Genomic DNA, 22,839 nt, shown 5'->3' with positions numbered 1-22,839 from the left:
TACCTACTTATTGCGGTATATAGCGTGTTGGATCGGTAACACCAGCATCGATAAAGCCTTCTTTACGCAAACGGCAACTGTCACATTTACCACACGCACGTCCTTGAGCATCTGCTTGGTAGCAAGATACCGTTTGACTATAGTCTACGCCATGTTCAATCCCTAAACGTATAATATTCGCTTTGGATAAATGTAACAGGGGTGTTTCAAATTTAAGAGGTTTTCCTTCTACGCCAGCTTTAGTTGCTAAACGAGCCATATTGGCAAAAGCATCAATAAATTCTGGGCGACAGTCAGGATATCCTGAATAATCAACAGCATTGATGCCGATAACAATCGCTTCAGCATTGAAAACTTCTGCTGCTGCTAAGGCATAAGAGAGGAAAATTGTGTTACGTGCTGGTACATAAGTTACAGGAATACCTTCTTGTAATTGTTCTGGTACAGCAATGTTATGATCTGTAAGTGCAGACCCGCCTAAATTGGCTAAATCGATATTAATTACACGGTGTTCAACACCTGCACGCTGAGCTAATGCTTTTGCGGCATCAAGTTCAGTGGTTGAGCGTTGACCATACATAAAACTAATAGCAATACATTCATAGCGCGCTTGTGCCCAAGCTAGGCAAGTGGTTGAGTCTAAGCCGCCTGAAAGTAAAACAATGGCACGAGGGCGCATATTTTTCTCCATATTCGGAATGATTTATTTTATTGAACGATTAGCGACCTGATTCATCGTTCCAGAGCAGTTTATGTAACTGTAGCTGGAAACGTACAGGTAGTTTGTCGTCCAGTATCCACTGTGCCAGATCACGTGCTAAACGTGGCAGGCCAACAGCACCTTTTTCAACCGCAAAAGCAGGGGAGAACCAAACAGTACTGACTTTGGTTTGCAGTTGATATTGTTCAACTTGTTGTTTTGACCATTCATAGTCTTCACGATTACAAATCACAAATTTGATTTGGTCACGCGGTGTTAAATGGTCAAGATTACTGATGAGATTACGGTGTTCTTCACCAGAAGTTGGAGTCTTTAAGTCGAGGACTTTTGAAACACGCGGATCCACTCTTGATACATCAAGAGCGCCACTGGTTTCTAGGGAAACGTCAAAACCAGCGTCACATAAACGTTGTAATAAAATTAAGCAATTGGGTTGTGCAAGTGGTTCACCGCCTGTTACACAAATATAAGGCGTTTGATATTTTTCAGCCGTTTCAATAATGTGCTCAAGTGATAAGCGTTCGCCACCTTCAAAAGAATAAGTGGTGTCGCAATAACTACAACGTAAAGGGCAACCTGTGAGACGAATAAATACAGTCGGTAGGCCAGAGGCATTTGCTTCACCCTGCAAGGAGTAAAAAATCTCGGTAATGCGTAGACCGGACGCAGGGTCAGAGACAGGAATTGCAGAGGAACGTAAGGAAGCCATTCTAGAAATACCACACTATATAAAAAATAAAATCTCTACGATCAGTGTTGATCGTAGAGATGTTTGATCAAACTGAAATTAGTCAGCGCGTAACAAATCGTTCAAACTTGTTTTTGCACGTGTTTGTGCATCAACTTTTTTCACGATAATTGCAGCGTATAAGCTGTATTTACCATCAGCTGACGGTAAGTTACCTGGTACAACAACTGAGCCAGCAGGAACACGGCCGTAATGGATTTCACCAGTCTCACGATCATAAATACGTGTAGATTGACCGATATAAACACCCATAGAAATAACAGAGCCTTCTTCGACAATAACACCTTCAACGATTTCAGAACGTGCGCCGATAAAGCAGTTGTCTTCAATAATGGTTGGGTTAGCTTGTAATGGTTCTAAAACACCACCGATACCAACACCACCTGATAAGTGAACGTTTTTACCGATTTGAGCACATGAACCTACAGTTGCCCATGTATCAACCATTGTGCCTTCATCTACGTAAGCACCAATGTTGACATAAGATGGCATTAACACCACATTTTTAGCTTGGAAACTACCACGACGAGCAACAGCAGGAGGAACAACACGAACACCCGCAGCTTTAAATTGCTCTTCAGTCCAACCAGAGAATTTAGTTTCAACTTTGTCGTAGAAACGAAGATCACATGACTCGATTGGTTTATTGTCATTAAGTTTAAATGATAATAAAACAGCTTTTTTTAACCATTGATGAACAACCCATTCACCATTGATTTTTTCTGCAACTCGAAGTGTACCGTTATCTAAACCAGCAATTGCTTCTTCAACAGCTTGGCGAATTTCGCTTGGGCAATCTGCTGCAGTAAAATTTGCGCGGTCTTCAAATGCTTGCTCAATGATCGTAGAAAGCTGAGACATGATCTTCCTTCCATAAAAAATTTTAAAGATTTTACACTAATTTGTGACAAGAATCTTTGAAAAAACGTGTTACGTTTAATTGAGGTATAAATGAGTTAAATCAAAATAAGCTTATTAGATAATCAAGTGTTTTTTACACAAAAATGATTTGAAAATAAAAATTTAACTCAATTTGTATCAAAAAATAACAGAAATCTAGCAGTTTTTGTATAAAAAAGAATCTATGCTCTTGAATATAATTTTTGTCACAAGCTGAATAAATTAAAAACAGAGCCTTTTCTTAAGGAGAAAACGATGAAAGTATTACGTGTTTTAGTGACAACTACAGCTTTACTTGCTGCTGGTGCTGCAATGGCGGATGAAGCTGTTGTTCATGACAGCTATGCATTCGATAAAAACCAATTAATTCCAGTAGGCGCTCGTGCTGAAGTAGGTACTACAGGTTACGGTGGTGCTTTGTTATGGCAAGCAAACCCATATGTAGGTTTAGCATTGGGTTATAACGGCGGTGACATTTCTTGGACAGATGATGTTTCAGTAAATGGCACTAAGTATGATTTAGACATGGATAATAACAATGTCTATCTAAATGCTGAAATTCGTCCTTGGGGTGCCAGCACAAATCCATGGGCTCAAGGCCTATATATAGCTGCAGGTGCGGCTTACTTAGATAATGATTATGACCTTGCTAAACGTATTGGTAATGGTGATACCTTATCAATTGATGGTAAAAACTATCAACAAGCAGTTCCTGGTCAAGAGGGCGGTGTAAGAGGTAAAATGTCTTACAAAAATGACATCGCTCCATATTTAGGTTTTGGTTTTGCTCCAAAGATTAGCAAAAACTGGGGTGTATTTGGTGAAGTAGGTGCTTACTATACTGGTAATCCAAAAGTTGAGTTAACTCAGTATAATCTTGCTCCTGCTGTAACTGGTAACCCAACATCTGCTCAGGATGCGGTTGATAAAGAAGCAAATGAAATTCGTAACGATAATAAATACGAATGGATGCCAGTTGGTAAAGTTGGTGTAAACTTCTACTGGTAATAAATAGTAAAAAAACGAGCTTCGGCTCGTTTTTTTATATCTAAAAATAAAAGAGCTACATAAGTAGCTCTTTTATTTTGTTCTTAAACTTTATTCATCTGGATAGGCAATTTTTTTCAATGCTTTAATGTCAGCATCAGGTGAGCATAAAGAAATAAACTCATAACCATAACCACGTAATAAATGGCCTTTGCGAACAGCAATCCATGTGGTGTTGACACCAAAGATATCAGTTTTAATTTGTTTTAAACGATAGTCACGCTCTGCATCGTAAGCGACATCATTGACAATTCCGACACCCATGCCGAGTTCAACGTAAGTTTTGATAACATCGGCATCAAGAGCAGACATTACAATATCGGCATCAATTTGTGCATCTTCAAATGCTTTATCGATCTTTGAACGACCTGTAAAACCGCCGTGATAAGTAATTAGTGGGTATTCAGATAAAGCATCAAGATCAATTTTATCGAGCTGTGTAAGTGGGTGATCTTGAGGAGTAATAATGCTGTGCTGCCATTGATAGTATGGAATGCTTGCTAAATTTTCTTCAGTTGTTAAAGACTCTGTCGCGATGCCAATATCAGCTTCACCTTGTAAAAGCATTTCTGCAATTTCGACAGGGCTTGCTTGTTGCAAAATCAAATGAACTTTTGGAAATAGTTTCTTAAATTGATTGACGATTGGTGGTAATACATAACGTGCTTGAGTATGTGTTGTTGCAATCGTTAAAGTACCTTCGTCCACTTTATTAAAGTCATCGGCAAGACGTTTAATATTTTCAGCATCTACAAGCATGCGTTCTACAATGCTAAGGAGTGATTGACCGGGTTCAGTTAAACCCAGCAGACGTTTACCTTTACGGACGAAAAGTTGTACGCCTAATTCATCTTCTAAATCTTTAATATGTTTACTTACACCTGATTGAGAGGTGTATAACGCGGCAGATGCTTCCGTTAAATTAAAGTTTTGGCGTACTGTTTCTCGGATAATTCTTAATTGTTGAAAGTTCATTTACACTTTTCCTCAAAAGAGGTGAGGAACGGCTTTAAATACCGCGAGATGGCTCCTCACCAAATAATTCCTTAAGCAACTTGATCTGCAAATAGGTGAAGTTGAGATGCACTTACCCAAACAGTTTGATTTGGTTTAAATGCATGTTGTTTTGCAGCTTCACTGCTCAGAGCAATCTCAATTAAACGTCCATTACGATCTTGTAATTCCGCCACTACTTTTCCAGCAATCCAGACTTCACGTACAAAAGTTGCTTCAATTGTATTTGCCTGTGGTTGCGCATGAATATGTAACTCATCCGGACGGGCAAAAGCAATTACTTTTCCTTGCGGTGCCTGAACTGTGGTCGGTAATTCGATACGATCATTGCCAATACGGATAATACCGCTTGCATGTTCACCTTCAAAACGATTTGCTTGACCCAAGAAATCAAATACAAATGGTGTTGCAGGTTTTTCGTAAACTTCACGCGGAGAACCAATTTGTTCGACGTTACCTTTATTCATCACAATAATTTGGTCTGCTACTTCAAGTGCCTCTTCCTGGTCATGGGTTACGAAAATTGAAGTGATATGCAGCTCATCATGCAAGTTACGTAACCAGCGGCGTAATTCTTTACGAACCTTAGCATCTAGTGCACCAAATGGTTCATCAAGCAATAACACACGAGGTTCTACGGCAAGTGCACGAGCTAAGGCAATACGTTGGCGTTGACCACCAGAAAGCTGGGCTGGGTAACGGTCTGCTAAAAAGCCCAATTGAACCAAATCAAGCAGACGAGTCACTCGTTTTTTAATTTCGGCTTCCGATGGGCGTGTGGCACGAGGACGGACACGTAAACCAAAGGCAATATTGTCAAATACGGTCATGTGACGGAATAAAGCATAGTGCTGAAAAACAAAACCGACCTGACGTTCACGGACATGTACATTGGTTGCATCTTCGCCTTCTAGTAAGACTTGACCACCATCTGCTGACTCTAAACCCGCAATAATACGAAGTAGCGTCGTTTTACCGCAGCCAGATGGTCCGAGTAAGGCAACCAGTTCACCTTCTGGGAAATCGAGTGAAATATTTTTAAGCGCATGGAATGCACCAAAGTGTTTTTCAATATTTTTAACTTGAATACTCATGATTTCATTCCTTACGAATCAGTTGAATGCGGTTCTGGTTTGTCTTGATGTAGTTCTAACCAGGTTTTTAAAATCAGTGTTAATAGTGCCAAGAAAGCAAGTAGTGAGGACACCGCAAAAGCTGCACTAAAGGTGTACTCGTTATATAAAATTTCGACATGTAGAGGCAGGGTATTGGTCTCACCACGGATGTGGCCAGAAACTACTGATACTGCCCCAAACTCACCCATTGCACGGGCATTACACAAAATCACGCCGTAAATCAGACCCCATTTAATGTTAGGGAGTGTGACTTTCCAAAAGGTTTGCCAACCTGATGCACCGAGTACAATCGCTGCTTCCTCTTCTTCAGTTCCTTGCGCTTCCATAAGTGGAATTAACTCACGCGCCACAAATGGAACTGTAATAAAGATGGTCGCTAAAACAATGGCAGGTACGGCATATAGAATCTTGATGTCATGTTCCATGAGCCAGCCGCCTAACCAGCCTTGAGCACCGAAAATCAGTACAATCATTAAACCTGCAATAACAGGTGAAACCGAAAAAGGCATATCAATAATGGTGGTTAAAATTGCTTTACCTTTAAACTGAAATTTGGAAACAGCCCATGCAGCGGCAACACCAAATATCACATTAATCGGAACGGCAATTGCTGCGGTCAATAGTGTTAATTTCACTGCTGATAACGTATCTGGATCAATTAAAGCTTGAACATAGACTTCAAGGCCTTGTTTAAATGCTTCAACAAAAACCAGAATAAGTGGCAACATGAGGCAGCTAAGGAAAAAAATCAGTGCAATTGTAATGAGCGTATAACGTACCCAAGTTGGTTCACGTGTCGCGTCACGAGATTGCAATTTCAAGGCAAGTGCATTGCTGTCGGTATGTAGGTTCATGTGACATTTCTCCCTGTACGACGGTTTGCCCATGCTTGAAGTAAGTTAATGACAAATAAAATAATGAAAGAGAGAACCAACATCACTGCTGCAATAGTCGTTGCACCTGCATAGTCATATTCTTCGAGGCGAGAAATGATCATAAGCGGAGCAATTTCAGTTTTAAAAGGCTGGTTACCTGCAATGAAAATTACAGAACCATATTCACCTACACCGCGAGCAAATGCTAAAGCAAAGCCTGTAAATAGGGCAGGGAGTAATATTGGTAAAATAATTTTGGTAATGGTCTGCCAACGATTTGCACCGAGTGCGGAAGCTGCCTCTTCAAGTTCAGTTTCAATATCGCTTAATACCGGTTGAACGGTTCGAACAATAAAAGGAATGCCGATAAACACTAAAGCTAGCGTAATCCCGATAGGGGTATATGCAACCTGAATACCAAGTGGTTCTAAATATTGACCAATCCAGCCTGTAGGCGCATAGAGTGAGGTCAACGCAATACCTGCAACTGCTGTTGGAAGTGCAAAAGGTAAGTCCACTAAGGCATCAACCAGACGCTTTCCGGGAAAGTTATAACGGACAAGGCACCAAGCTAAAAGTAGCCCGAAAACAACATTAATAAACGCCGCAATTAAGGCTGAACTAAAGCTGAGTTGAAGCGATTTTAAAATACGCTCAGAGGTTAAAATTTCCCATAGTCCGTCCCATCCGATTCCAAATGATTTGATAAAGACTGCGGCTAATGGAATAAGCACAATAAAAGAAACGTAAGCGAGGGTGAAGCCCAATGATAGACCAAACCCAGGCAGCACTCGGGATCGCTGCGACATGATATTTCCTCAAAGAGAAAAGCCTGCTGAAACCAGTAAGCGAATAAATAAAGATAAATGGCGCGGTATAAAGCTAGGTATTAAGCAAATTTCAAAGAGAAATGTGTCTTTACCGAATCAATAGATGAGTGGCTACACATCGAGTCTTCAGGAAGTAGATGATTCAGTAAGTCAGGAAACGGACCAAAGCCTGAAGCAACATTAATATGACCGACTTGTCCAAGGTTAATCGGGGTTAATTGCCAAGATTTCGCAAGCTGTAAAGCATCAAAAAAGTCTAACCATGGATCATTTTCACTAATGAGTAGCGTTGCAGGCACATTAATTTTTAGCTGATGAAAATAATCTTTGTAGTCAGTCAAACTATGACGGGCAAATCCCGCTTCACCAAAACGTGCCGGATTTGCAGGAGCAACCAAAATCAGTTTTTTAACTTGAAGTTGTAACTCTGGATGCTCTGCTAAGGCAGCAACACTAGTTAGGCAGCCGAAACTATGCGCAACAATTTGGACTGGTGTTTGTACTGCTTGAACTGTGTTAACGAATTGCTCAATCCATTCGCTTAATACGGGTCTATCCCAGTTTTTTTGCTCAACGCGAGAACTAGACACGAGTTGACGCTGCAACCAAGATTGCCAATGTTGATGTTCACTTCCACCTACACCCGGAACAATTACAGTGTGTGTCATGTCTGTTCTCCTTATCGTTAGAACAAAGAATTACTTCTCTGCACTATTGATTTTCACGATTTGATCGAAAACACCACCATTATCAAAGTGTTGCTTTTGTACTTTTGTCCAACCGCCAAACTCTTTATCAATGGTGACAAGTTTCAATGGCTTAAATACATTGCTGTATTTTTTGAGTACAGCTGCATTGCGAGGACGGTAGAAATTACGTGCTGCAATTTCTTGACCAGCAGGTGAGTACAAATAGTTGAGGTAACCTTTTGCAATAGTTAAGTTGCCTTTTTTCGCTGCATTTTTTTCAACAATTGCAACTGGCGGCTCAGCCAAAATAGATAAAGATGGCGTCACAATCTCAAACTTGCCAGGTTGTTCACGGATAGCTAAATGTGCTTCATTTTCCCAAGCCAGTAATACGTCACCAATTCCGCGTTCAGCAAATGTAGTGGTTGCACCACGGGCGCCTGAATCTAAAACTTTGGTGTGTTTATAAATTTGGCGAACAAATTCTTGTGCTTTTGCATCGTTACCACCTGCTTGATGTTTTGCCCAAGCCCAAGCTGCAAGATAGTTCCAACGTGCACCACCAGAAGTTTTCGGGTTTGGCGTAATAATTTCCACGCCTGGCTTGATTAAGTCACCCCAATCTTTAATTTGTTTAGGGTTACCCTTACGAACTAAAAACACGATAGTTGATGTGTACGGAGTAGAGTTTTGCGGTAACTTTTTCTGCCAGTCTGTTGGAAGCAATTTTGCTTTTTCAGCAATTTCATCAATATCAGCAGCAAGTGCTAATGTCACAACATCTGCATTTAAGCCGTCGATTACAGCGCGGGCCTGTTTACCAGAACCACCGTGTGACTGTTTAAACTCAATATCTTGACCGGTACGCTGTTTCCAGTAAGTACCGAACTGTTTGTTGAAATCTGTATATAACTCGCGAGTTGGATCGTAAGAAACGTTTAAGAATTCTTGAGCTGCAAACGATGAAACAGAAAGTAATGCAGCAATAACCCCGACTTTTAACTGAGAAAAACGCATGAGATAACCCCTCAAAAAATACGAAATGTTCAAAACATGAACGCAGAATAGCGCTAGTCTTTATTCTAAAAAAATAATAAAAAACGAATTTAATATGAAAAATATAGAAATAATAAAAATGGATAAGTTATTCTTAAATCTTGATATATAACAAGTTTCAAAAGTTTCTCTTAAATCGGTATAATTTTTTAAAATCAGTCATTTATTAATTAAATGAAAGGTGTTGTATTGTTGGGTGGTTTTAAATAAAGGACGGATTAAGCATGTGGTGTTTTAAAAATGGACAACCTGTAGAGACCATTCCTTTATTGGACCGGGCATTTCATTATGGGGATGGCTGCTTTACCACAATTCGTGTTTTTCAAAATAAGATTGAGCTTAAAGCACGGCACTGGGAACGTCTAAAACTTGCTTGCCAAAAATTATCTTTGGTTGCAGATTTTGAGTTAATCGAACAGAGTTTGCAGCATCTACAAAATCAGAATCTCGTGCTCAACGGGACTTTAAAAATTGTGATCAGCCGTGGTGAAGGCGATCGTGGCTATAGTTTGCCAAAGCATGCGGCAGATATTTATATCTGGTTTTATCCAAAAGCATTGGAGCAGTTCCAACCAGATTTTATTGAGTGTGGAGTTTTAAACCAGGCTTTAGGTTTAACCATGCCGAGTTTAGTTGGGCTTAAATCCTTAAACCGTCTTGAGCAGGTATTGCTAAAAAAAGAAGCAGATCAACAAGGCTGGGTTGAAGCTTTAGTAACTGATGTACAAGGTTATATTGTTGAAGGGGTAAGCAGTAATTGTTTTATTCGTTTAAATGATAGATGGATTACTCCGGAACTTCGCTATAATGGCGTCCACGGTGTGATGCGTGCAGAAATTTTGGCGCGTATGCAGCACTACGGAATTGCCTGTGAAGTCAGAATAATTGAGCTAGATGAAGTACCACAAATACAGAGTCTATTCTTTTGTAATGCTTTACATCCAATGCGAGTAGTTACTCAAATCAGTGAACAAATTCTAGAGTCACAGGCGTGCCTAAATTTATTTCATACTCTTAACTTGAATCAGATTCATTAATATGCCGAAGCCACCTGTGAATGCGAAAGCAAAAAATGCTAAAAAAAAGGGCAAGAAAACAGCATCTAATTTTCCAAAAAAGTTAGTGCTGATTGGCTGTTTTATCGTTTTAATTTCTATTTTTGCTATTTTATGGTCAAGTTTATTTAAAGCTTATCCTATTGAAGGGAAAAAGCAGATGCTATCGATCACATCAGGTGAGACCTATTCTGGTTTTATTGATCGCTTAGCCAAAGAAAATAAAATCCATTTCCCAATTGTACTTAAGCTTTATCAAAAGTTTATGATTCATGACAGTATGAAAGCTGGTGTATATGAGATAGAGCAGGGAATGAGCGTAAGACAAGTATTAGAGATGTTATCTGATGCTGATAATGCCCAGATGAATCGTGTTCTAGTGATTGAAGGAACAACTTTTAAGCAGCTGATTACAGCACTAAAAAACGATAAAAATGTAAAAAATACGATATTGGATTTACCAGATGACCAGATTATGAAGGCTTTAGGTATTCCTTATCATCATCCTGAAGGCCTGTTTGCACCTAATACTTATTTCTTTGCTAAAGGCGAGACCGATAAGAAAATCCTGACTGATTTATATCATCGTCAAATGAAAGCCTTAGATGCGGCTTGGGCAAAGCGGGCACCGAATTTACCTTATAAAGATAAGTATGAAGCTTTAATCATGGCTTCTATTGTTGAAAAAGAAACGAGCCTCGATAGCGAACTTACACAAGTTTCAGGGGTTTTCGTGCGCCGTTTAAAACTCGGTATGCGTTTACAGACTGATCCAACCGTAATTTATGGTATGGGTACAAACTATAAGGGTAACATTACTCGCGAAGACTTACGTACACCAACACCATATAATACCTATACAATTAATGGGTTACCGCCAACTCCAATTGCGCTGCCAAGCCAAAAAGCCATTGAGGCTGCGTTACATCCAGATGATTCAAATAACATCTATTTTGTAGCGACTGGTAATGGTGGACATAAATTTACGGCAGACTTGCAAGCACATAACCAAGCAGTGCAAGAGTATTTATCCGTGTTGAGATCGAAGAAATAAGGAAAAGAGATGTTTATTAGCTTTGAAGGCACGGAAGGGGTAGGAAAAACTACACTTATTCGAAAAATTCATCAGCATTTTGAAGAACAAGGTAAACAAGTTGTTTTAACTCGAGAGCCGGGTGGAACACCGCTCGCTGAGCAGATTCGTTCGATGCTTTTGGCAGTGAATCATGATGAAAATATGAGTCATGATACTGAGTTGCTCTTAATTTATGCGGCACGAGCTCAACACTTACAACAAGTTATTTTGCCAGCATTAGAGTCTAATAAAATTGTATTAAGTGATCGTTTTACCGATGCGAGTTTTGCTTATCAATGTTCCGGTCGTGGTTTAAGCCAAGACAAATTACAGCTTTTAAACCATAACTTCGTTTTACGCATGCCGGAGGTGACTTTCTGGTTAGATGCACCGATTGAACTTGGTATGAACCGTGCACGTGAACGTGGAGCTTTAGACCGTTTTGAACAAGAAAAGTTAAGCTTCTTTACTAAGGTTCGTGAAGGTTATGAAACCTTATGGAAGGTTGAGCCTGAGCGTATTAAACGTTTAGATGCTACACAAAGTCCAGATCAGGTGTTCGAGCAAGCTCTGCAATATTTAGCATAGGCCATGGGATTAGCCACTCTCATATTTTTTTGGGAGTGGTGAAAAATGACAAGAAATCTGGTTTTAAACGTCATAGAAAATATTGGGCAGTATTCTATGCTATTTTGAATACTGTTCTGAAATCGAAGAAAAACAAGGATGAAAAGCTCAAAAGAAGAAATTGTGGCATTTCTTGAAAAGGAATTCCCACAAAGTTTGGAACATTGCACGATTGAATCAGTCACTTCTAAAGCTGCGGTTGTTTATTATCATGTTGACCAAAGACATCAACGTCCGGGTGGTACTATATCTGGCCCGACTATGATGACTTTGGCAGACTTTGCTTTATATATTGCAATACTCGGCGAAATTGGAATTATTGGTTTAGCTGTAACCACCAATTTCAATATTAATTTCCTGAGAAAACCCGCGGGTGATCAAGACTTACGCAGTGAATGTAAGCTCATGAAAGTAGGAAAGAGCTTAGTCGTAGGTGAGGTCTGGATTTATTCGGTAGGGCAAGAGGAACCCGTGGCACATGTGACCGCGACTTACTCAATTCCACCTAGACCATAAATCTTAAGTAATAAAAAAGCACGACATGAACCGTGCTTTTTTATAAAAAACTATTTATACACTAGTATTCACCAAAGGTTGCTCTACTGCAAAGTTTGGAGGCGTCAGAACCGTTTTACGAATCTCACTCGAAGTTTCCGGATAATCAAGTGTGTAATGTAAGCCACGTGATTCTTTACGGTGCATAGCACAACGAACAATCATTTCGGAAACAAGTACAAGATTACGCAGTTCAATCAGGTTTTTGCTGACACGATAATCTTGATAATATTCAGTAATTTCACGCTTTAGCATTTCAATACGGTGTAAAGCACGTTCTAAACGTTTTGTGGTTCTTACAATACCAACGTAGTTCCACATGGTCGAACGTAACTCATCCCAGTTTTGTAAAATCAAGACATCTTCATCTGGATTGGTTACTTGAGAATCGTCCCAAGTGGGTACTTCCGGTAATTTGAAGTTTTTATCAAACTTACTTTCGATATCTTTTGCTGCACTCATGCCATAAACGAAGCATTCAAGTAATGAGTTACTCGCCATACGGTTTGCACCATGCAAACCCGTATAAGAGGTTTCACCAATTGCATATAGACCTTCAATGTCAGTCTGGCTATTTGAGTCAACCACAACACCACCACAGGTATAGTGTGCAGCTGGCACCACCGGAATCATGTCTTTAGTGATGTCGATACCTAACTCAAGCAATCGTGCATAAAGTGTAGGGAAGTGCTCTTTAATAAACTCAGGTGATTTGTGTGTAATGTCTAACCACACATGGCGAATACCGAGACGTTTAATTTCATGGTCAATGGTACGTGCCACAATATCGCGAGGAGCCAACTCTGCACGATCGTCAAAACGTAGCATAAAACGTTCGCCATCTGGTAAACGTAAGTAAGCACCCTCACCACGCATGGCTTCAGTAATTAAGAAAGAACGTGCTTGCGGATGGTAAAGGCAGGTTGGATGGAACTGGTTAAATTCCATATTGGCAACACGGCAACCTGCACGGTATGCCATCGCAATACCGTCACCAGTAGCAATATCCGGATTAGACGTATAAAGGTAAGCTTTCATTGCGCCGCCGCAAGCAAGTGCGGTAAATGGGGCAAGGAAGGTATGAACTTTTTCAGTACTTTCATCTAGTGCATACAAACCAATAGCACGATTTGCTTGCTCTGTATGACCTAGCTTATGCGAAGTAATTAAATCAATCGCAATATAGTTTTCAAAAATAGTAATATTCTTGCGTTCTTTGGCGCGTTCAACCAAAGTGGTTGAAATAGCTTTGCCAGTTGCATCAGCAGAATGAATAATACGGCGCTGCGAATGGCCACCTTCACGAGTCAAATGAAGCTGTTCATCTTCATCTAAGGTAAACTGCACACCTTGCTTTAAAAGGAAATCAACAGAAGGACGGCCGCCTTCTACAGTATGCTGGACTGCATCCATTTCACATAAATGAGCACCTGCAATCATAGTGTCATTAATGTGTTGTTGAATAGAGTCAGTTTCATCAAGTACTGCAGCAACACCACCTTGTGCATAGAAGGTACTTGCTTCAGTTAAAGCAGCTTTAGCTAAAACTGCAATATTAAAATGACTTGGTAACGATAAAGCCAGACTTAAACCAGCACCGCCACTGCCCACAATAATCACGTCAAAGTGGTGAATTGTCTGTTGATTAGGCATGTCCATTCGCATCAATTTAAAACGTCCGCTAATGACACCCCTTTTTACCTAAAAAGGCAAGAGCTTAAGCGCTCTAAGTCACAGAAAAATTGCAATTAGCTTAAAAAATTGCAATGTGTAAAATAAACGTGATGAGGATGCCTTACAAATAAACATATTGTTACGCACAATTCCAAGGCATTGTGATACAAAAGTTTTATTCTTATTCTCGTAGACCAATTGTGGGTGAGCATCGAATGAAATCTCGCTATTTACAACAAGGAATGTATGCAGCGGTATTTACAGTTGCTGCTGTTCAAGCAAATGCTGCTGTTGATTTTTCAAACCTCGTTGAACAAGTTAGTCCGGCTGTGGTGAGTGTAAACGTTGTAAAAAAAATGACTCAGGATGAACTGTTACAACAGCAAGTTCCTGAAATTTTAAAACGTTTCTTTGGTAATCAGGTCATCATTCCACAGCAGCAAGGTCCTCAAGAGAAAACTGCATATGGTAGCGCGTTCTTTATTAGTAAAGATGGTTATTTACTTACGAACCACCATGTAATTGAAAATGCTTCCCGCATCAGTATTACTTTAAATGACCGTCGTGAAATTGATGCAACAGTGGTCGGTAGTGATGAGCGGACAGACGTTGCATTATTAAAGGTAAACGGAACTAACTATCCTGCTTTACGCGTAGGAAATGTTGACCGTTTACGTGTAGGAGAGCCGGTTTTAGCAATTGGTTCACCATTTGGTTTTGATTATTCAGCGTCGGCAGGTATTGTCAGCGCTAAATCACGTAACATGAGCGGTGAAACCTCTGTACCATTTATTCAAACCGATGTGGCGTTGAACCCTGGTAACTCAGGCGGTCCATTGTTTAACCAAAATGGTGAAGTTGTCGGGGTGAACTCACGTATCTTTAGTGGTACGGGTGGCTATATGGGTCTGTCTTTCTCTATTCCAATTGATGTTGCGATGGATGTAGCTGAACAGCTTAAAACGAAAGGGAAAGTGACTCGTTCATACCTAGGCGTTATGATGCAAGATATTGACCGTAACCTTGCAGATGCCTATAAATTGCCTAAACCGGAAGGTGCTCTGATTACTCAGGTTTCTCCAAATTCACCTGCTCAAAAAGCAGGGCTTAGAGCTGGCGATGTTATTCTAAAATTAAATGGTGCTTCTGTACTGCGTACTAGTGATTTGCTTTATGCATTAAATAAAGTACAACCAAACCAAACTGTTCAGTTTGAAGTTTTACGTGATGATAAAACCCGAAATATCTCGGCAACACTAGCAACAGCACCTGATGAAACACCAGCTACCGGTAATCAAGCCTCTGCTTCTAAAGGTCCAGTATTGGGAATGAGTATTCGTGATCTCGCTGTGCCAGAGAAAAATGCTTTAGGTATAAAAGGCGGTATTTATGTACAAGATGTTCGCCGTGGTGGATTAGCATCATTGTCAAATATCATTCCTGGCGATGTGATTATTCAGGTTAATAATACTCAGATTTTGAATAGTCAGGATTTTGCAAAAGTTGTTTCGAATTTGCCGAAAAATACAGTTGCGCGAGTTGGGATTATTCGTCAAGGACAACGAGCAATGCTTGGTTTACGTATTCAGTAAAATATTATAAAAATGAACCACCCTGAAAATGGGTGGTTTTTTATTATTTGTATTCGGCATAATGTTCGATCTAGCTAATTAAATTTTAGCTTTGAATTTAATGATTAAAGTGGGTGTTTTGTGAGCAGTATTTTCGATTTACATATTCAGGTTCAGCCACAGCATATTGATGCTTTAGGGCATGTTAACAATGTAATGTATGTCCAGTGGATGCAAGACGTCGCTGCTGCTCATGTGGAAACATTAGGGGTAGGGGTAACCAAATATCTAGAGCTAAAACATGCAATGGTTGCGGTTGAACACCATGTGCAATACCGTAAAGCTGCATTTGAAGGTGAAGAAATTGTATTGCGGACATGGCTAGATGATATTAATGCTTTATATTCATTTCGTCAGTATGCCTTTTTCCGTCCTTCTGATCAGGCAATTTTGTTCGTCGGAAATACCAAATGGGCATGTATTGAAATTGCTTCAGGTCGACCTAAGCGTATGTCGCCGACTTTTACACAGGCTTATAAACCTCTTGATTCAAGTATTAATCCTTTAGATTTTACTGTTTCATATGCCCGATAATCAGAAGCATTACTTGTGCTTTGAATTACCATTTTTTAAAACATAAGTACAAAGCTCATGAATTTTGGATACTTTAAAATATCCATCTGCTATAATCTCTCGCAATTTGTTAAACCGCTTTGGCTATGTATTAAAACAAGCTACATAGCACTTTATATTTTCTCAAGGTAGCCCATGGCGCAAGCTAAAAAATCCGTTGATATCAAAAATATCCGAAATTTCTCGATTATCGCTCATATTGATCATGGTAAGTCTACTTTGGCTGACCGTTTTATTCAGATGTGTGGTGGCCTGCAAGATCGTGAGATGCAAGCTCAGGTCTTGGACTCAATGGAGCTCGAGCGTGAACGTGGGATTACCATTAAAGCTGCTTCGGTGACGTTGTACTATACTCATCCAAACGGGCAGGAATATCAGCTTAACTTTATTGATACTCCGGGACACGTTGATTTCTCTTATGAAGTATCTCGTTCATTAGCTGCTTGTGAAGGTGCGTTATTGGTTGTTGATGCTGCACAAGGTGTAGAAGCACAATCAGTTGCAAACTGTTATACCGCTATTGAGCAAGGTCTCGAAGTTCTTCCAATTTTAAATAAAATTGATTTACCGCAAGCAGAGCCTGAGCGCGTTATTCACGAAATTGAAGAAATTATCGGTATTGAAGCAACCAATGCACCTACATGTTCTGCAAAAACAGGCTTAGGCGTTGAAGGTGTTTTAGAAACATTAGTTGATGTTATTCCTGCTCCAACAGGTGACCGTGAGGCTCCTTTACAGGCATTAATCATTGACTCATGGTTTGATAACTATTTAGGTGTTGTCTCTTTAGTTCGTATTAAAGATGGTCGTATCCGCAAGGGCGACAAAATGTTGGTTAAATCTACTGGTCAGACTCATATTGTTACATCGGTAGGTGTATTCAACCCTAAACATACTGAAACTGGCGTGCTTGAAGCTGGTGAAGTAGGCTTTGTTATCGCGGGTATTAAAGATATTTTTGGTGCGCCGGTAGGTGATACCATCACGCTTTCAACAACCCCTGAAGTAGCTTCACTTCCTGGTTTTAAAAAGGTTAAACCTCAGGTTTACGCAGGTCTTTTCCCAATTGATGCAAGCGATTTTGAACCATTCCGCGAAGCCCTACAAAAACTACAGATCAATGACTCGGCTTTATTCTTTGAACCTGAGAGTTCAGATGCGCTTGGTTTTGGTTTCCGTTGTGGTTTCTTGGGCATGTTGCACATGGAAATCGTACAAGAGCGTTTAGAGCGCGAGTATGACCTTGATTTGATCAGCTCAGCGCCAACGGTAGTGTATGAAGCTGTCACTAAAAAAGGCGATACGATCTATATTGATAGTCCATCTAAAATGCCGGATGGTTCTGTTGTTGAAGATTTGCGTGAGCCAATTGCAGAGTGTCATATTCTTGTACCGCAAGAGTACTTAGGTAACGTCATGACCCTATGTATTGAGCGCCGTGGTGTACAAAAAGACATGAAATTCTTAGGTAATCAAGTTTCAATTACTTTTGAAATTCCTATGGCTGAAGTGGTTATGGACTTCTTTGATAAGCTTAAATCATGTTCACGTGGTTTTGCTTCACTTGACTATAACTTTATTCGTTTTGAGAGTTCATCTTTAGTTAAGGTTGACGTGTTAATTAATGGTGAGAAGGTCGATGCGCTTGCAATGATTTGTCACCGTAATGATGCTCGTCATCGTGGTATTGCTTTAGTTGAGAAAATGAAAGATTTGATTCCACGTCAAATGTTCGATGTCGCAATTCAGGCTGCTATTGGTGCACAAATTATTGCTCGTTCGACCGTGAAGGCGATGCGTAAAAACGTTTTAGCAAAATGTTATGGCGGTGACGTGTCTCGTAAGAAGAAACTACTTGCGAAACAAAAAGAAGGTAAGAAACGTATGAAACAAGTGGGTAGTGTAGAAATCCCACAAGAAGCGTTCTTAGCTGTTTTGAAAGTAGAAAGATAAGAGAAAAGGCTGGGATGAACTTATCTTCTCCCAGCCGCAAGGCAAGCAGCTAAGCTGCGAGTGAGGTCCTGTGGATTTTGATTTTAATTTAATTCTTGTTCCTGTTACGCTGATTTTATTTGCAGTGTGGTTGCTAGATAAGCTTGTTTTTAAACAGCGTGCAAATAAAGGGCGAGAGAACGAAAATTTTGTTATTACATGGGCCTATGACTTTTGGCCGGTTTTAGCTGTTGTGCTTGTACTTCGCTCATTTCTTTATGAACCATTTAATATTCCATCAGACTCTATGGTTCCGACCTTAGAGACTGGCGATTTTATTTTAGTTAATAAATTTGACTATGGTGTCCGTTTACCTATCGTCAATAAAAAAGTGATTGATATCGGTGAACCGAAACGTGGTGATGTCATCGTTTTTCGTTATCCACCACAACCTACTATTAGTTATATTAAACGTGTAATTGGCTTACCTGGTGACCATATTGTTTATGATCATGGACAATTGATTATTAATGGTCAAAAAATTCCTAAAGTACCAACACAGTTTAGTCGCGAAAAAGATGCTTTAGATACACCAACTTCTATTTATCATAAAGAAACAATTGGTGATCATACCTTTACGATGCGTGAGCTTGAAGGCGTAAATGTTGCGCGTCAGGCACCATTTATCAACTATGTTGATAATGGTAAATATGCAAACCAAGACGGTTTATATTGGGAAGTAACAGTTCCGAAAGGACATTACTTTGCAATGGGGGATAACCGTGATCAAAGTGCTGACAGTCGTTTCTGGGGCTTCGTACCTGAAGAAAATTTAACAGGCCGAGCTTTCTATGTCTGGATGCATAAAGAACCTGGTTTCCACCTGCCAAGCTTTAACCGAAATGGGAAAATAGATTAAAAACAACCATTAGGAAAACAAAAATGCGTAAGGCACAACAGGGTACTTCGTATTTAGCAATTTTATTTGGGGTGGTCATATTTGCAATTGCGGTGAAAGCCGTACTTGCAGTTTGGCCAGCATATTGGGATGATCGTGTGATTAATAATCAGATTACAGAGCTTATGCAACAAAGCTCGGCTGATATCACACCCCAAAAGTTTATGACACAGATGGACCAACGACTGGAAATGAACAACATTCGTGATCTGCATTTTAAAGAGATTGCTGAAGTGTTTAACCAGCCAAGTCTAACAGTCAAAAAGAAATATGAGGTAAGAAAGCCTTTCTTACTGAATATTGATTTAGTTTTAACATTTGAGAAGAGTTTTGACAAAACATCAGTTCAAGCTAAGTGATCCTCGCTTACTCAGTCGAATCGGTTATCAATTTAAGCAGCCTGAATTGCTACAGTTGGCTTTGACTCATCGTTCGGTGAGTCATAAGTATAACTACGAACGTCTGGAATTTTTGGGCGATTCACTGTTGGGGATGATTATCGCCAATTATTTATACCATGCGTACCCTCATGAAAATGAGGGGCGACTAACGCGTATGCGCGCGACTTTAGTACGTCAGGAAGCATTAGGTAAAATTGCAACCGATTTGCAACTTAGTCGGTGTTTAATATTAAGCACAGGCGAGTTGAAATCTGGTGGTCATCATCGTGAGTCAATATTGGCTGACACAGTGGAGGCTATTATTGGTGCAATTTATCTTGATAGTAGTGATCTGAACCTACTCAAAGATATTGTGTTAAAATGGTATACGCCTTATTTAGATCATATTGAGCCAACAGATCAACTCAAGGATCCAAAATCACGTTTACAAGAGTATCTACAAGCACGTAAAAAACCTCTCCCTGTTTACGAGGTTGTAGATATTCAGGGTGATGCGCCTCATCAGCACTTTAAAGTTGAATGTTTGGTAGATGGTTTATCAAAAATTCATGGTGAGGGGTCAAGTCGTCGTTTTGCCGAGCAGGCAGCAGCGGCGGAAATTTTAAAGTTATTGGAGCAATAACCTGCATGTCGATGCATTCTGATCAAATCAATCCAGATTCAAACGAAAACCAAGATCCAAACAATCTGATTGATCAATTTTTTAGTTCCAAAGGCGTTACAATTCCTTCGGATTTTAAGAGCGGATTTGTGGCGATTGTAGGACGTCCAAATGTGGGTAAATCTACCCTCATGAACCATTTATTGGGCCAAAAACTCTCTATTACTTCACGTAAACCTCAAACGACACGCCATAAAATTATTGGTATTGATTCGCGTGAAAAAATGCAAGCGGTTTATGTCGATACCCCAGGTATGCATAAGAAAGAAGTACGTGCAATCAATAAAATGATGAACCGTGCTGCGCATTCTGCGTTACGTGACGTGAATTTAGTCTTATTTGTTATTGATGCCCACAAGTGGACTCAAAATGACGATTTAGTTCTTGAGAAACTCAAGAATGCTGATATGCCAGTTATTTTGGTGATTAATAAAGCTGATACTTTTGGAGATAAGAGAGAGATTCTCCCTTTAATTCAAGAACGTGCCAAACTTATGAATTTTGCTGAGATTGTTCCTGTTTCTGCACTCCGTGGAGCAAACTTAGAGCACTTAAGTGAAACGATTGAAAAATATCTTCCTTATCAGCCACCTTTATATTCATTCGATCAAATTACGGACCGTTCAGAGCGCTTCTTGTCAAGTGAAATCATCCGTGAAAAAATCATGCGTCAGTTGGGTGAAGAGCTACCTTATGATTTAACAGTACAAATTGAATCTTTCAAAACGGAAGAAGCAACTATTAATGAAAAAACTGGTCGTTTAAAACCAGCATGTACCTATATTGATGCAACTATTTTTGTGGATCGTCCTGGTCAAAAAGCGATTGTAATTGGTGAAAAAGGTGCCAAGCTTAAAACAATTGGCATGGATGCACGTAAAGACATGGAAAAAATGTTCGAACAAAAGATCATGCTTACCTTATGGGTTAAGGTCAAAGGCGGTTGGTCTGATGATGAACGTGCTTTAAAAAGTTTAGGATATAGTGATATCTAAAAAGTAGGGAATACTGGTATGAAAGCAATTACATCAATATTGATTATCGTTGGATGTACATTGATGTTGCAAGGTTGTGTATATAAGCTTGTAACCGTACCAGTAGGTATTGCTTATAAAACGACTAAAGGTGTAGTGAAGGGTACAGCTGCTGTTGTAGGGGCTGTAATTCCTGATGGTGATGACGAAGATAAAAAAGAAAAAGAATCTGAGGAATAGTTTCTTTTTATGATGCGCAATGAAGTCCTACATGGATATATGATTCACCATCGTAAATATCGTGAAAAAAGCCATATTGTGCATCTCTTCACTCAAGAATATGGGCGGGTTGATGGTATTTTAAGACAGACTCCGCCTCCTCAATATCAGCCAATCCGTTTACAAGCCACAGGCAAAAGTGAGCTCAAAAATTTTACAAAGCTGGAAATACTAAATCAGCCGGTTTTCTTTTTTGGCGATGCTTTTTTTGCAGGATTCTATTTAAACGAAATTGTTCTTAGACTTTGCCCACTAGAAGAGGCAATGCCACAAACTTTTGAACAATATCAGTTAACGCTGCTTCAACTCCAGCAGCTGTCTTCTCATGAAAATCCGGATTTATTTCTTAGACAGATCTTGAGGCAATTTGAGCATATCTTGCTTGCAGAGCTGGGCTATGCGATTGATTTTTCAATTGATAGCTCACAAAAAGAAATTTTGCCTCAACAGTTTTATCAGTTTCAAGTGACTGAAGGATTTGCCCCCGTTGTTCAGGCAAGTCGCTCATCGTTGTCAGGAAAAGCAATTTTATCCATGCTGAATTATGAGCAGGGACAGGATTTTTCTCACGAACAATTGCAATTATTAGGTAAACTATACCGTCAAATGATTACATCGCTTTTAGGTGACCGTCCCCTAAAAAGTCGACAATTGTGGATTCAAAATACTCAAACTCAATCGTAATTAGGATTTTTTTATGGCTGCATTGCTTGGTGTAAACATAGACCATGTTGCTACTTTAAGACAGGCGCGCGGTACTGCTTACCCAGACCCTGTAGAAGCTGCTCTTATTTGTGAACAAGCGGGTGCAGAGGGGATTACTTTGCATTTGCGTGAAGATCGCAGACATATTCAAGATGATGACGTACGTCGTATGCGTCCATTATTGAAAACACGTATGAATCTTGAAATGGCCGTAACTGATGAAATGGTTGAGTTTGCGAAAGAAATTCAACCGCAACATGTGTGTTTTGTACCAGAACGACGCCAAGAAGTTACAACAGAAGGTGGTTTAGATGTAGTAGGTAACTTTGAAAAAGTTAAAGCTGCAACTCAAGCCTTAGCTGCCATTGGTTGTGATGTTTCACTCTTTATTGATGCTGATTTTGCTCAAATTGATGCAGCAATTGCTTGTGGAGCGCCTACTATTGAATTACATACTGGGGCGTATGCAGATGCAACAACAGAGCAAGAGCAACAAGAAGAACTTGCTCGCATCGTAAAAGGTGTGGAATACGCAGCTTCAAAAGGTTTGGTTGTAAATGCTGGTCACGGTTTGAATCTGAAAAATATTGCTCCAATTGCGGCAATTCCACAAATTCATGAGTTAAATATTGGTCACTCAATTATTGCGGAAAGTGTTTTTGTTGGGCTGGTACAGGCGGTGAAAGACATGAAAACAGCGATTCAGGCAGCAGGATAAGTAGT

General features: G+C 39.8%; 25 protein-coding genes. 15 read left to right on the top strand and 10 right to left on the bottom strand.

What is annotated here, in order from left to right; all coding sequences use genetic code 11:
- Positions 1 to 7: 7 nt before the first annotated feature.
- The 3 genes from queC to dapD form a co-directional block, all read right to left on the bottom strand.
- A complete protein-coding gene (gene queC, locus EGS71_RS07845) occupies positions 8 to 679 on the bottom strand; it encodes a 7-cyano-7-deazaguanine synthase QueC (protein WP_001247780.1) in 672 nt (223 codons plus the stop codon).
- A gap of 40 nt (positions 680 to 719) precedes the next feature.
- On the bottom strand, positions 720 to 1,430 hold the full coding sequence (gene queE, locus EGS71_RS07840; RefSeq protein ID WP_000157724.1) for a 7-carboxy-7-deazaguanine synthase QueE: 711 nt from the start codon (positions 1,428 to 1,430) through the stop codon (positions 720 to 722).
- Positions 1,431 to 1,508: 78 nt separating this feature from the next.
- Positions 1,509 to 2,330: a 2,3,4,5-tetrahydropyridine-2,6-dicarboxylate N-succinyltransferase gene (gene dapD / locus EGS71_RS07835; RefSeq protein ID WP_000080867.1), complete on the bottom strand. Its 822-nt coding sequence runs from the start codon at positions 2,328 to 2,330 to the stop codon at positions 1,509 to 1,511.
- 294 nt (positions 2,331 to 2,624) lie between these two features.
- Here dapD and carO point away from each other — a divergent pair, with 294 nt between their 5' ends.
- A complete protein-coding gene (gene carO, locus EGS71_RS07830) occupies positions 2,625 to 3,377 on the top strand; it encodes an ornithine uptake porin CarO type 1 (RefSeq protein ID WP_002009856.1) in 753 nt (250 codons plus the stop codon).
- Between the two features lie 90 nt (positions 3,378 to 3,467).
- Here carO and EGS71_RS07825 read toward each other — a convergent pair whose 3' ends face one another.
- The 6 genes from EGS71_RS07825 to EGS71_RS07800 form a co-directional block, all read right to left on the bottom strand.
- On the bottom strand, positions 3,468 to 4,391 hold the full coding sequence (locus EGS71_RS07825) for a CysB family HTH-type transcriptional regulator (RefSeq protein ID WP_001011052.1): 924 nt from the start codon (positions 4,389 to 4,391) through the stop codon (positions 3,468 to 3,470).
- A gap of 71 nt (positions 4,392 to 4,462) precedes the next feature.
- Positions 4,463 to 5,524, bottom strand: a complete 1,062-nt coding sequence (locus EGS71_RS07820; protein ID WP_000027499.1) for a sulfate/molybdate ABC transporter ATP-binding protein — start codon at positions 5,522 to 5,524, stop codon at positions 4,463 to 4,465.
- Between the two features lie 11 nt (positions 5,525 to 5,535).
- Positions 5,536 to 6,420 (bottom strand): sulfate ABC transporter permease subunit CysW, encoded by an 885-nt coding sequence (gene cysW / locus EGS71_RS07815; RefSeq protein ID WP_001048807.1) that lies wholly within the window; start codon positions 6,418 to 6,420, stop codon positions 5,536 to 5,538.
- The gene (cysT, locus tag EGS71_RS07810; RefSeq protein ID WP_000083115.1) at positions 6,417 to 7,250 is read right to left on the bottom strand and encodes a sulfate ABC transporter permease subunit CysT; all 834 of its coding nucleotides are present in this window, start codon (positions 7,248 to 7,250) and stop codon (positions 6,417 to 6,419) included. Before cysT ends, cysW begins: the two co-directional genes overlap by 4 nt.
- A gap of 80 nt (positions 7,251 to 7,330) precedes the next feature.
- A complete protein-coding gene (locus tag EGS71_RS07805) occupies positions 7,331 to 7,939 on the bottom strand; it encodes an RBBP9/YdeN family alpha/beta hydrolase (RefSeq protein WP_000149922.1) in 609 nt (202 codons plus the stop codon).
- 30 nt (positions 7,940 to 7,969) lie between these two features.
- Positions 7,970 to 8,977, bottom strand: coding sequence for a sulfate ABC transporter substrate-binding protein (locus EGS71_RS07800; protein WP_001212600.1), 1,008 nt, complete (start codon positions 8,975 to 8,977; stop codon positions 7,970 to 7,972).
- A 263-nt stretch (positions 8,978 to 9,240) separates the two neighbouring features.
- Between EGS71_RS07800 and pabC the strand changes: the two genes are divergently transcribed.
- The 4 genes from pabC to EGS71_RS07780 all read left to right on the top strand — a co-directional run bounded on the left by pabC (position 9,241) and on the right by EGS71_RS07780 (position 12,289).
- A complete protein-coding gene (gene pabC, locus EGS71_RS07795; protein ID WP_000263425.1) occupies positions 9,241 to 10,053 on the top strand; it encodes an aminodeoxychorismate lyase in 813 nt (270 codons plus the stop codon).
- Position 10,054: 1 nt separating this feature from the next.
- Positions 10,055 to 11,125 carry an endolytic transglycosylase MltG gene (gene mltG, locus EGS71_RS07790; RefSeq protein WP_031946291.1) on the top strand — a complete coding sequence of 357 codons (1,071 nt, stop codon included), beginning with the start codon at positions 10,055 to 10,057 and terminating at the stop codon, positions 11,123 to 11,125.
- A 9-nt stretch (positions 11,126 to 11,134) separates the two neighbouring features.
- Complete coding sequence (tmk, locus tag EGS71_RS07785) at positions 11,135 to 11,734, top strand: dTMP kinase (RefSeq protein ID WP_000470760.1); 600 nt, start codon at positions 11,135 to 11,137, stop codon at positions 11,732 to 11,734.
- A 138-nt stretch (positions 11,735 to 11,872) separates the two neighbouring features.
- Complete coding sequence (locus EGS71_RS07780; protein WP_000842540.1) at positions 11,873 to 12,289, top strand: PaaI family thioesterase; 417 nt, start codon at positions 11,873 to 11,875, stop codon at positions 12,287 to 12,289.
- A 54-nt stretch (positions 12,290 to 12,343) separates the two neighbouring features.
- Here the strand turns inward: EGS71_RS07780 and nadB are convergent, their stop codons facing one another.
- Entirely contained in the window at positions 12,344 to 13,987 is a 1,644-nt protein-coding gene (nadB, locus tag EGS71_RS07775) for an L-aspartate oxidase (RefSeq protein ID WP_031946290.1), read from the bottom strand.
- Between the two features lie 230 nt (positions 13,988 to 14,217).
- On the opposite strand from nadB, the gene EGS71_RS07770 reads away from it, so the two are divergent.
- The 10 genes from EGS71_RS07770 to pdxJ all read left to right on the top strand — a co-directional run bounded on the left by EGS71_RS07770 (position 14,218) and on the right by pdxJ (position 22,834).
- Complete coding sequence (locus EGS71_RS07770) at positions 14,218 to 15,594, top strand: Do family serine endopeptidase (RefSeq protein WP_000842416.1); 1,377 nt, start codon at positions 14,218 to 14,220, stop codon at positions 15,592 to 15,594.
- 120 nt (positions 15,595 to 15,714) lie between these two features.
- A complete protein-coding gene (locus EGS71_RS07765) occupies positions 15,715 to 16,167 on the top strand; it encodes an acyl-CoA thioesterase (RefSeq protein ID WP_000094834.1) in 453 nt (150 codons plus the stop codon).
- Positions 16,168 to 16,341: 174 nt separating this feature from the next.
- Positions 16,342 to 18,159 carry a translation elongation factor 4 gene (lepA, locus tag EGS71_RS07760; RefSeq protein ID WP_000035781.1) on the top strand — a complete coding sequence of 606 codons (1,818 nt, stop codon included), beginning with the start codon at positions 16,342 to 16,344 and terminating at the stop codon, positions 18,157 to 18,159.
- 70 nt (positions 18,160 to 18,229) lie between these two features.
- Positions 18,230 to 19,057 carry a signal peptidase I gene (lepB, locus tag EGS71_RS07755; protein ID WP_000344900.1) on the top strand — a complete coding sequence of 276 codons (828 nt, stop codon included), beginning with the start codon at positions 18,230 to 18,232 and terminating at the stop codon, positions 19,055 to 19,057.
- A 23-nt stretch (positions 19,058 to 19,080) separates the two neighbouring features.
- Positions 19,081 to 19,455 (top strand): DUF4845 domain-containing protein, encoded by a 375-nt coding sequence (locus EGS71_RS07750; protein WP_001224039.1) that lies wholly within the window; start codon positions 19,081 to 19,083, stop codon positions 19,453 to 19,455.
- On the top strand, positions 19,427 to 20,119 hold the full coding sequence (gene rnc, locus EGS71_RS07745) for a ribonuclease III (RefSeq protein ID WP_000160699.1): 693 nt from the start codon (positions 19,427 to 19,429) through the stop codon (positions 20,117 to 20,119). The genes EGS71_RS07750 and rnc overlap by 29 nt, the downstream gene beginning before the upstream one ends.
- 11 nt (positions 20,120 to 20,130) lie before the next feature.
- On the top strand, positions 20,131 to 21,153 hold the full coding sequence (gene era, locus EGS71_RS07740; protein WP_086225832.1) for a GTPase Era: 1,023 nt from the start codon (positions 20,131 to 20,133) through the stop codon (positions 21,151 to 21,153).
- An 18-nt stretch (positions 21,154 to 21,171) separates the two neighbouring features.
- Complete coding sequence (locus EGS71_RS07735; protein WP_002010472.1) at positions 21,172 to 21,372, top strand: NF038104 family lipoprotein; 201 nt, start codon at positions 21,172 to 21,174, stop codon at positions 21,370 to 21,372.
- Positions 21,373 to 21,381: 9 nt separating this feature from the next.
- Positions 21,382 to 22,095 carry a DNA repair protein RecO gene (recO, locus tag EGS71_RS07730; RefSeq protein ID WP_000985104.1) on the top strand — a complete coding sequence of 238 codons (714 nt, stop codon included), beginning with the start codon at positions 21,382 to 21,384 and terminating at the stop codon, positions 22,093 to 22,095.
- A 13-nt stretch (positions 22,096 to 22,108) separates the two neighbouring features.
- Positions 22,109 to 22,834, top strand: coding sequence for a pyridoxine 5'-phosphate synthase (gene pdxJ / locus EGS71_RS07725; protein ID WP_000729414.1), 726 nt, complete (start codon positions 22,109 to 22,111; stop codon positions 22,832 to 22,834).
- The last annotated feature ends 5 nt before the right edge of the window (positions 22,835 to 22,839 follow it).

The organism is Acinetobacter sp. FDAARGOS_559 (genome assembly GCF_003940475.1).
Lineage (GTDB): Bacteria > Pseudomonadota > Gammaproteobacteria > Pseudomonadales > Moraxellaceae > Acinetobacter > Acinetobacter baumannii.
This window is presented reverse-complemented; position numbering and strand designations above follow the sequence as displayed.

Coding starts and splice junctions, on each gene's coding strand:
- tmk (WP_000470760.1), top strand. CDS start 11,135: ATGTTTATTAGCTTTGAAGGCACGGAAGGGGTAGGAAAAACTACACTT.
- EGS71_RS07820 (WP_000027499.1), bottom strand. CDS start 5,524: ATGAGTATTCAAGTTAAAAATATTGAAAAACACTTTGGTGCATTCCAT.
- queE (WP_000157724.1), bottom strand. CDS start 1,430: ATGGCTTCCTTACGTTCCTCTGCAATTCCTGTCTCTGACCCTGCGTCC.
- EGS71_RS07805 (WP_000149922.1), bottom strand. CDS start 7,939: ATGACACACACTGTAATTGTTCCGGGTGTAGGTGGAAGTGAACATCAA.
- mltG (WP_031946291.1), top strand. CDS start 10,055: ATGCCGAAGCCACCTGTGAATGCGAAAGCAAAAAATGCTAAAAAAAAG.
- EGS71_RS07770 (WP_000842416.1), top strand. CDS start 14,218: ATGAAATCTCGCTATTTACAACAAGGAATGTATGCAGCGGTATTTACA.
- carO (WP_002009856.1), top strand. CDS start 2,625: ATGAAAGTATTACGTGTTTTAGTGACAACTACAGCTTTACTTGCTGCT.
- pdxJ (WP_000729414.1), top strand. CDS start 22,109: ATGGCTGCATTGCTTGGTGTAAACATAGACCATGTTGCTACTTTAAGA.
- cysT (WP_000083115.1), bottom strand. CDS start 7,250: ATGTCGCAGCGATCCCGAGTGCTGCCTGGGTTTGGTCTATCATTGGGC.
- nadB (WP_031946290.1), bottom strand. CDS start 13,987: ATGGACATGCCTAATCAACAGACAATTCACCACTTTGACGTGATTATT.
- era (WP_086225832.1), top strand. CDS start 20,131: ATGCATTCTGATCAAATCAATCCAGATTCAAACGAAAACCAAGATCCA.
- EGS71_RS07800 (WP_001212600.1), bottom strand. CDS start 8,977: ATGCGTTTTTCTCAGTTAAAAGTCGGGGTTATTGCTGCATTACTTTCT.
- EGS71_RS07825 (WP_001011052.1), bottom strand. CDS start 4,391: ATGAACTTTCAACAATTAAGAATTATCCGAGAAACAGTACGCCAAAAC.
- queC (WP_001247780.1), bottom strand. CDS start 679: ATGCGCCCTCGTGCCATTGTTTTACTTTCAGGCGGCTTAGACTCAACC.
- lepA (WP_000035781.1), top strand. CDS start 16,342: ATGGCGCAAGCTAAAAAATCCGTTGATATCAAAAATATCCGAAATTTC.
- pabC (WP_000263425.1), top strand. CDS start 9,241: ATGTGGTGTTTTAAAAATGGACAACCTGTAGAGACCATTCCTTTATTG.
- dapD (WP_000080867.1), bottom strand. CDS start 2,330: ATGTCTCAGCTTTCTACGATCATTGAGCAAGCATTTGAAGACCGCGCA.
- EGS71_RS07780 (WP_000842540.1), top strand. CDS start 11,873: ATGAAAAGCTCAAAAGAAGAAATTGTGGCATTTCTTGAAAAGGAATTC.
- cysW (WP_001048807.1), bottom strand. CDS start 6,420: ATGAACCTACATACCGACAGCAATGCACTTGCCTTGAAATTGCAATCT.
- EGS71_RS07750 (WP_001224039.1), top strand. CDS start 19,081: ATGCGTAAGGCACAACAGGGTACTTCGTATTTAGCAATTTTATTTGGG.
- recO (WP_000985104.1), top strand. CDS start 21,382: ATGATGCGCAATGAAGTCCTACATGGATATATGATTCACCATCGTAAA.
- EGS71_RS07735 (WP_002010472.1), top strand. CDS start 21,172: ATGAAAGCAATTACATCAATATTGATTATCGTTGGATGTACATTGATG.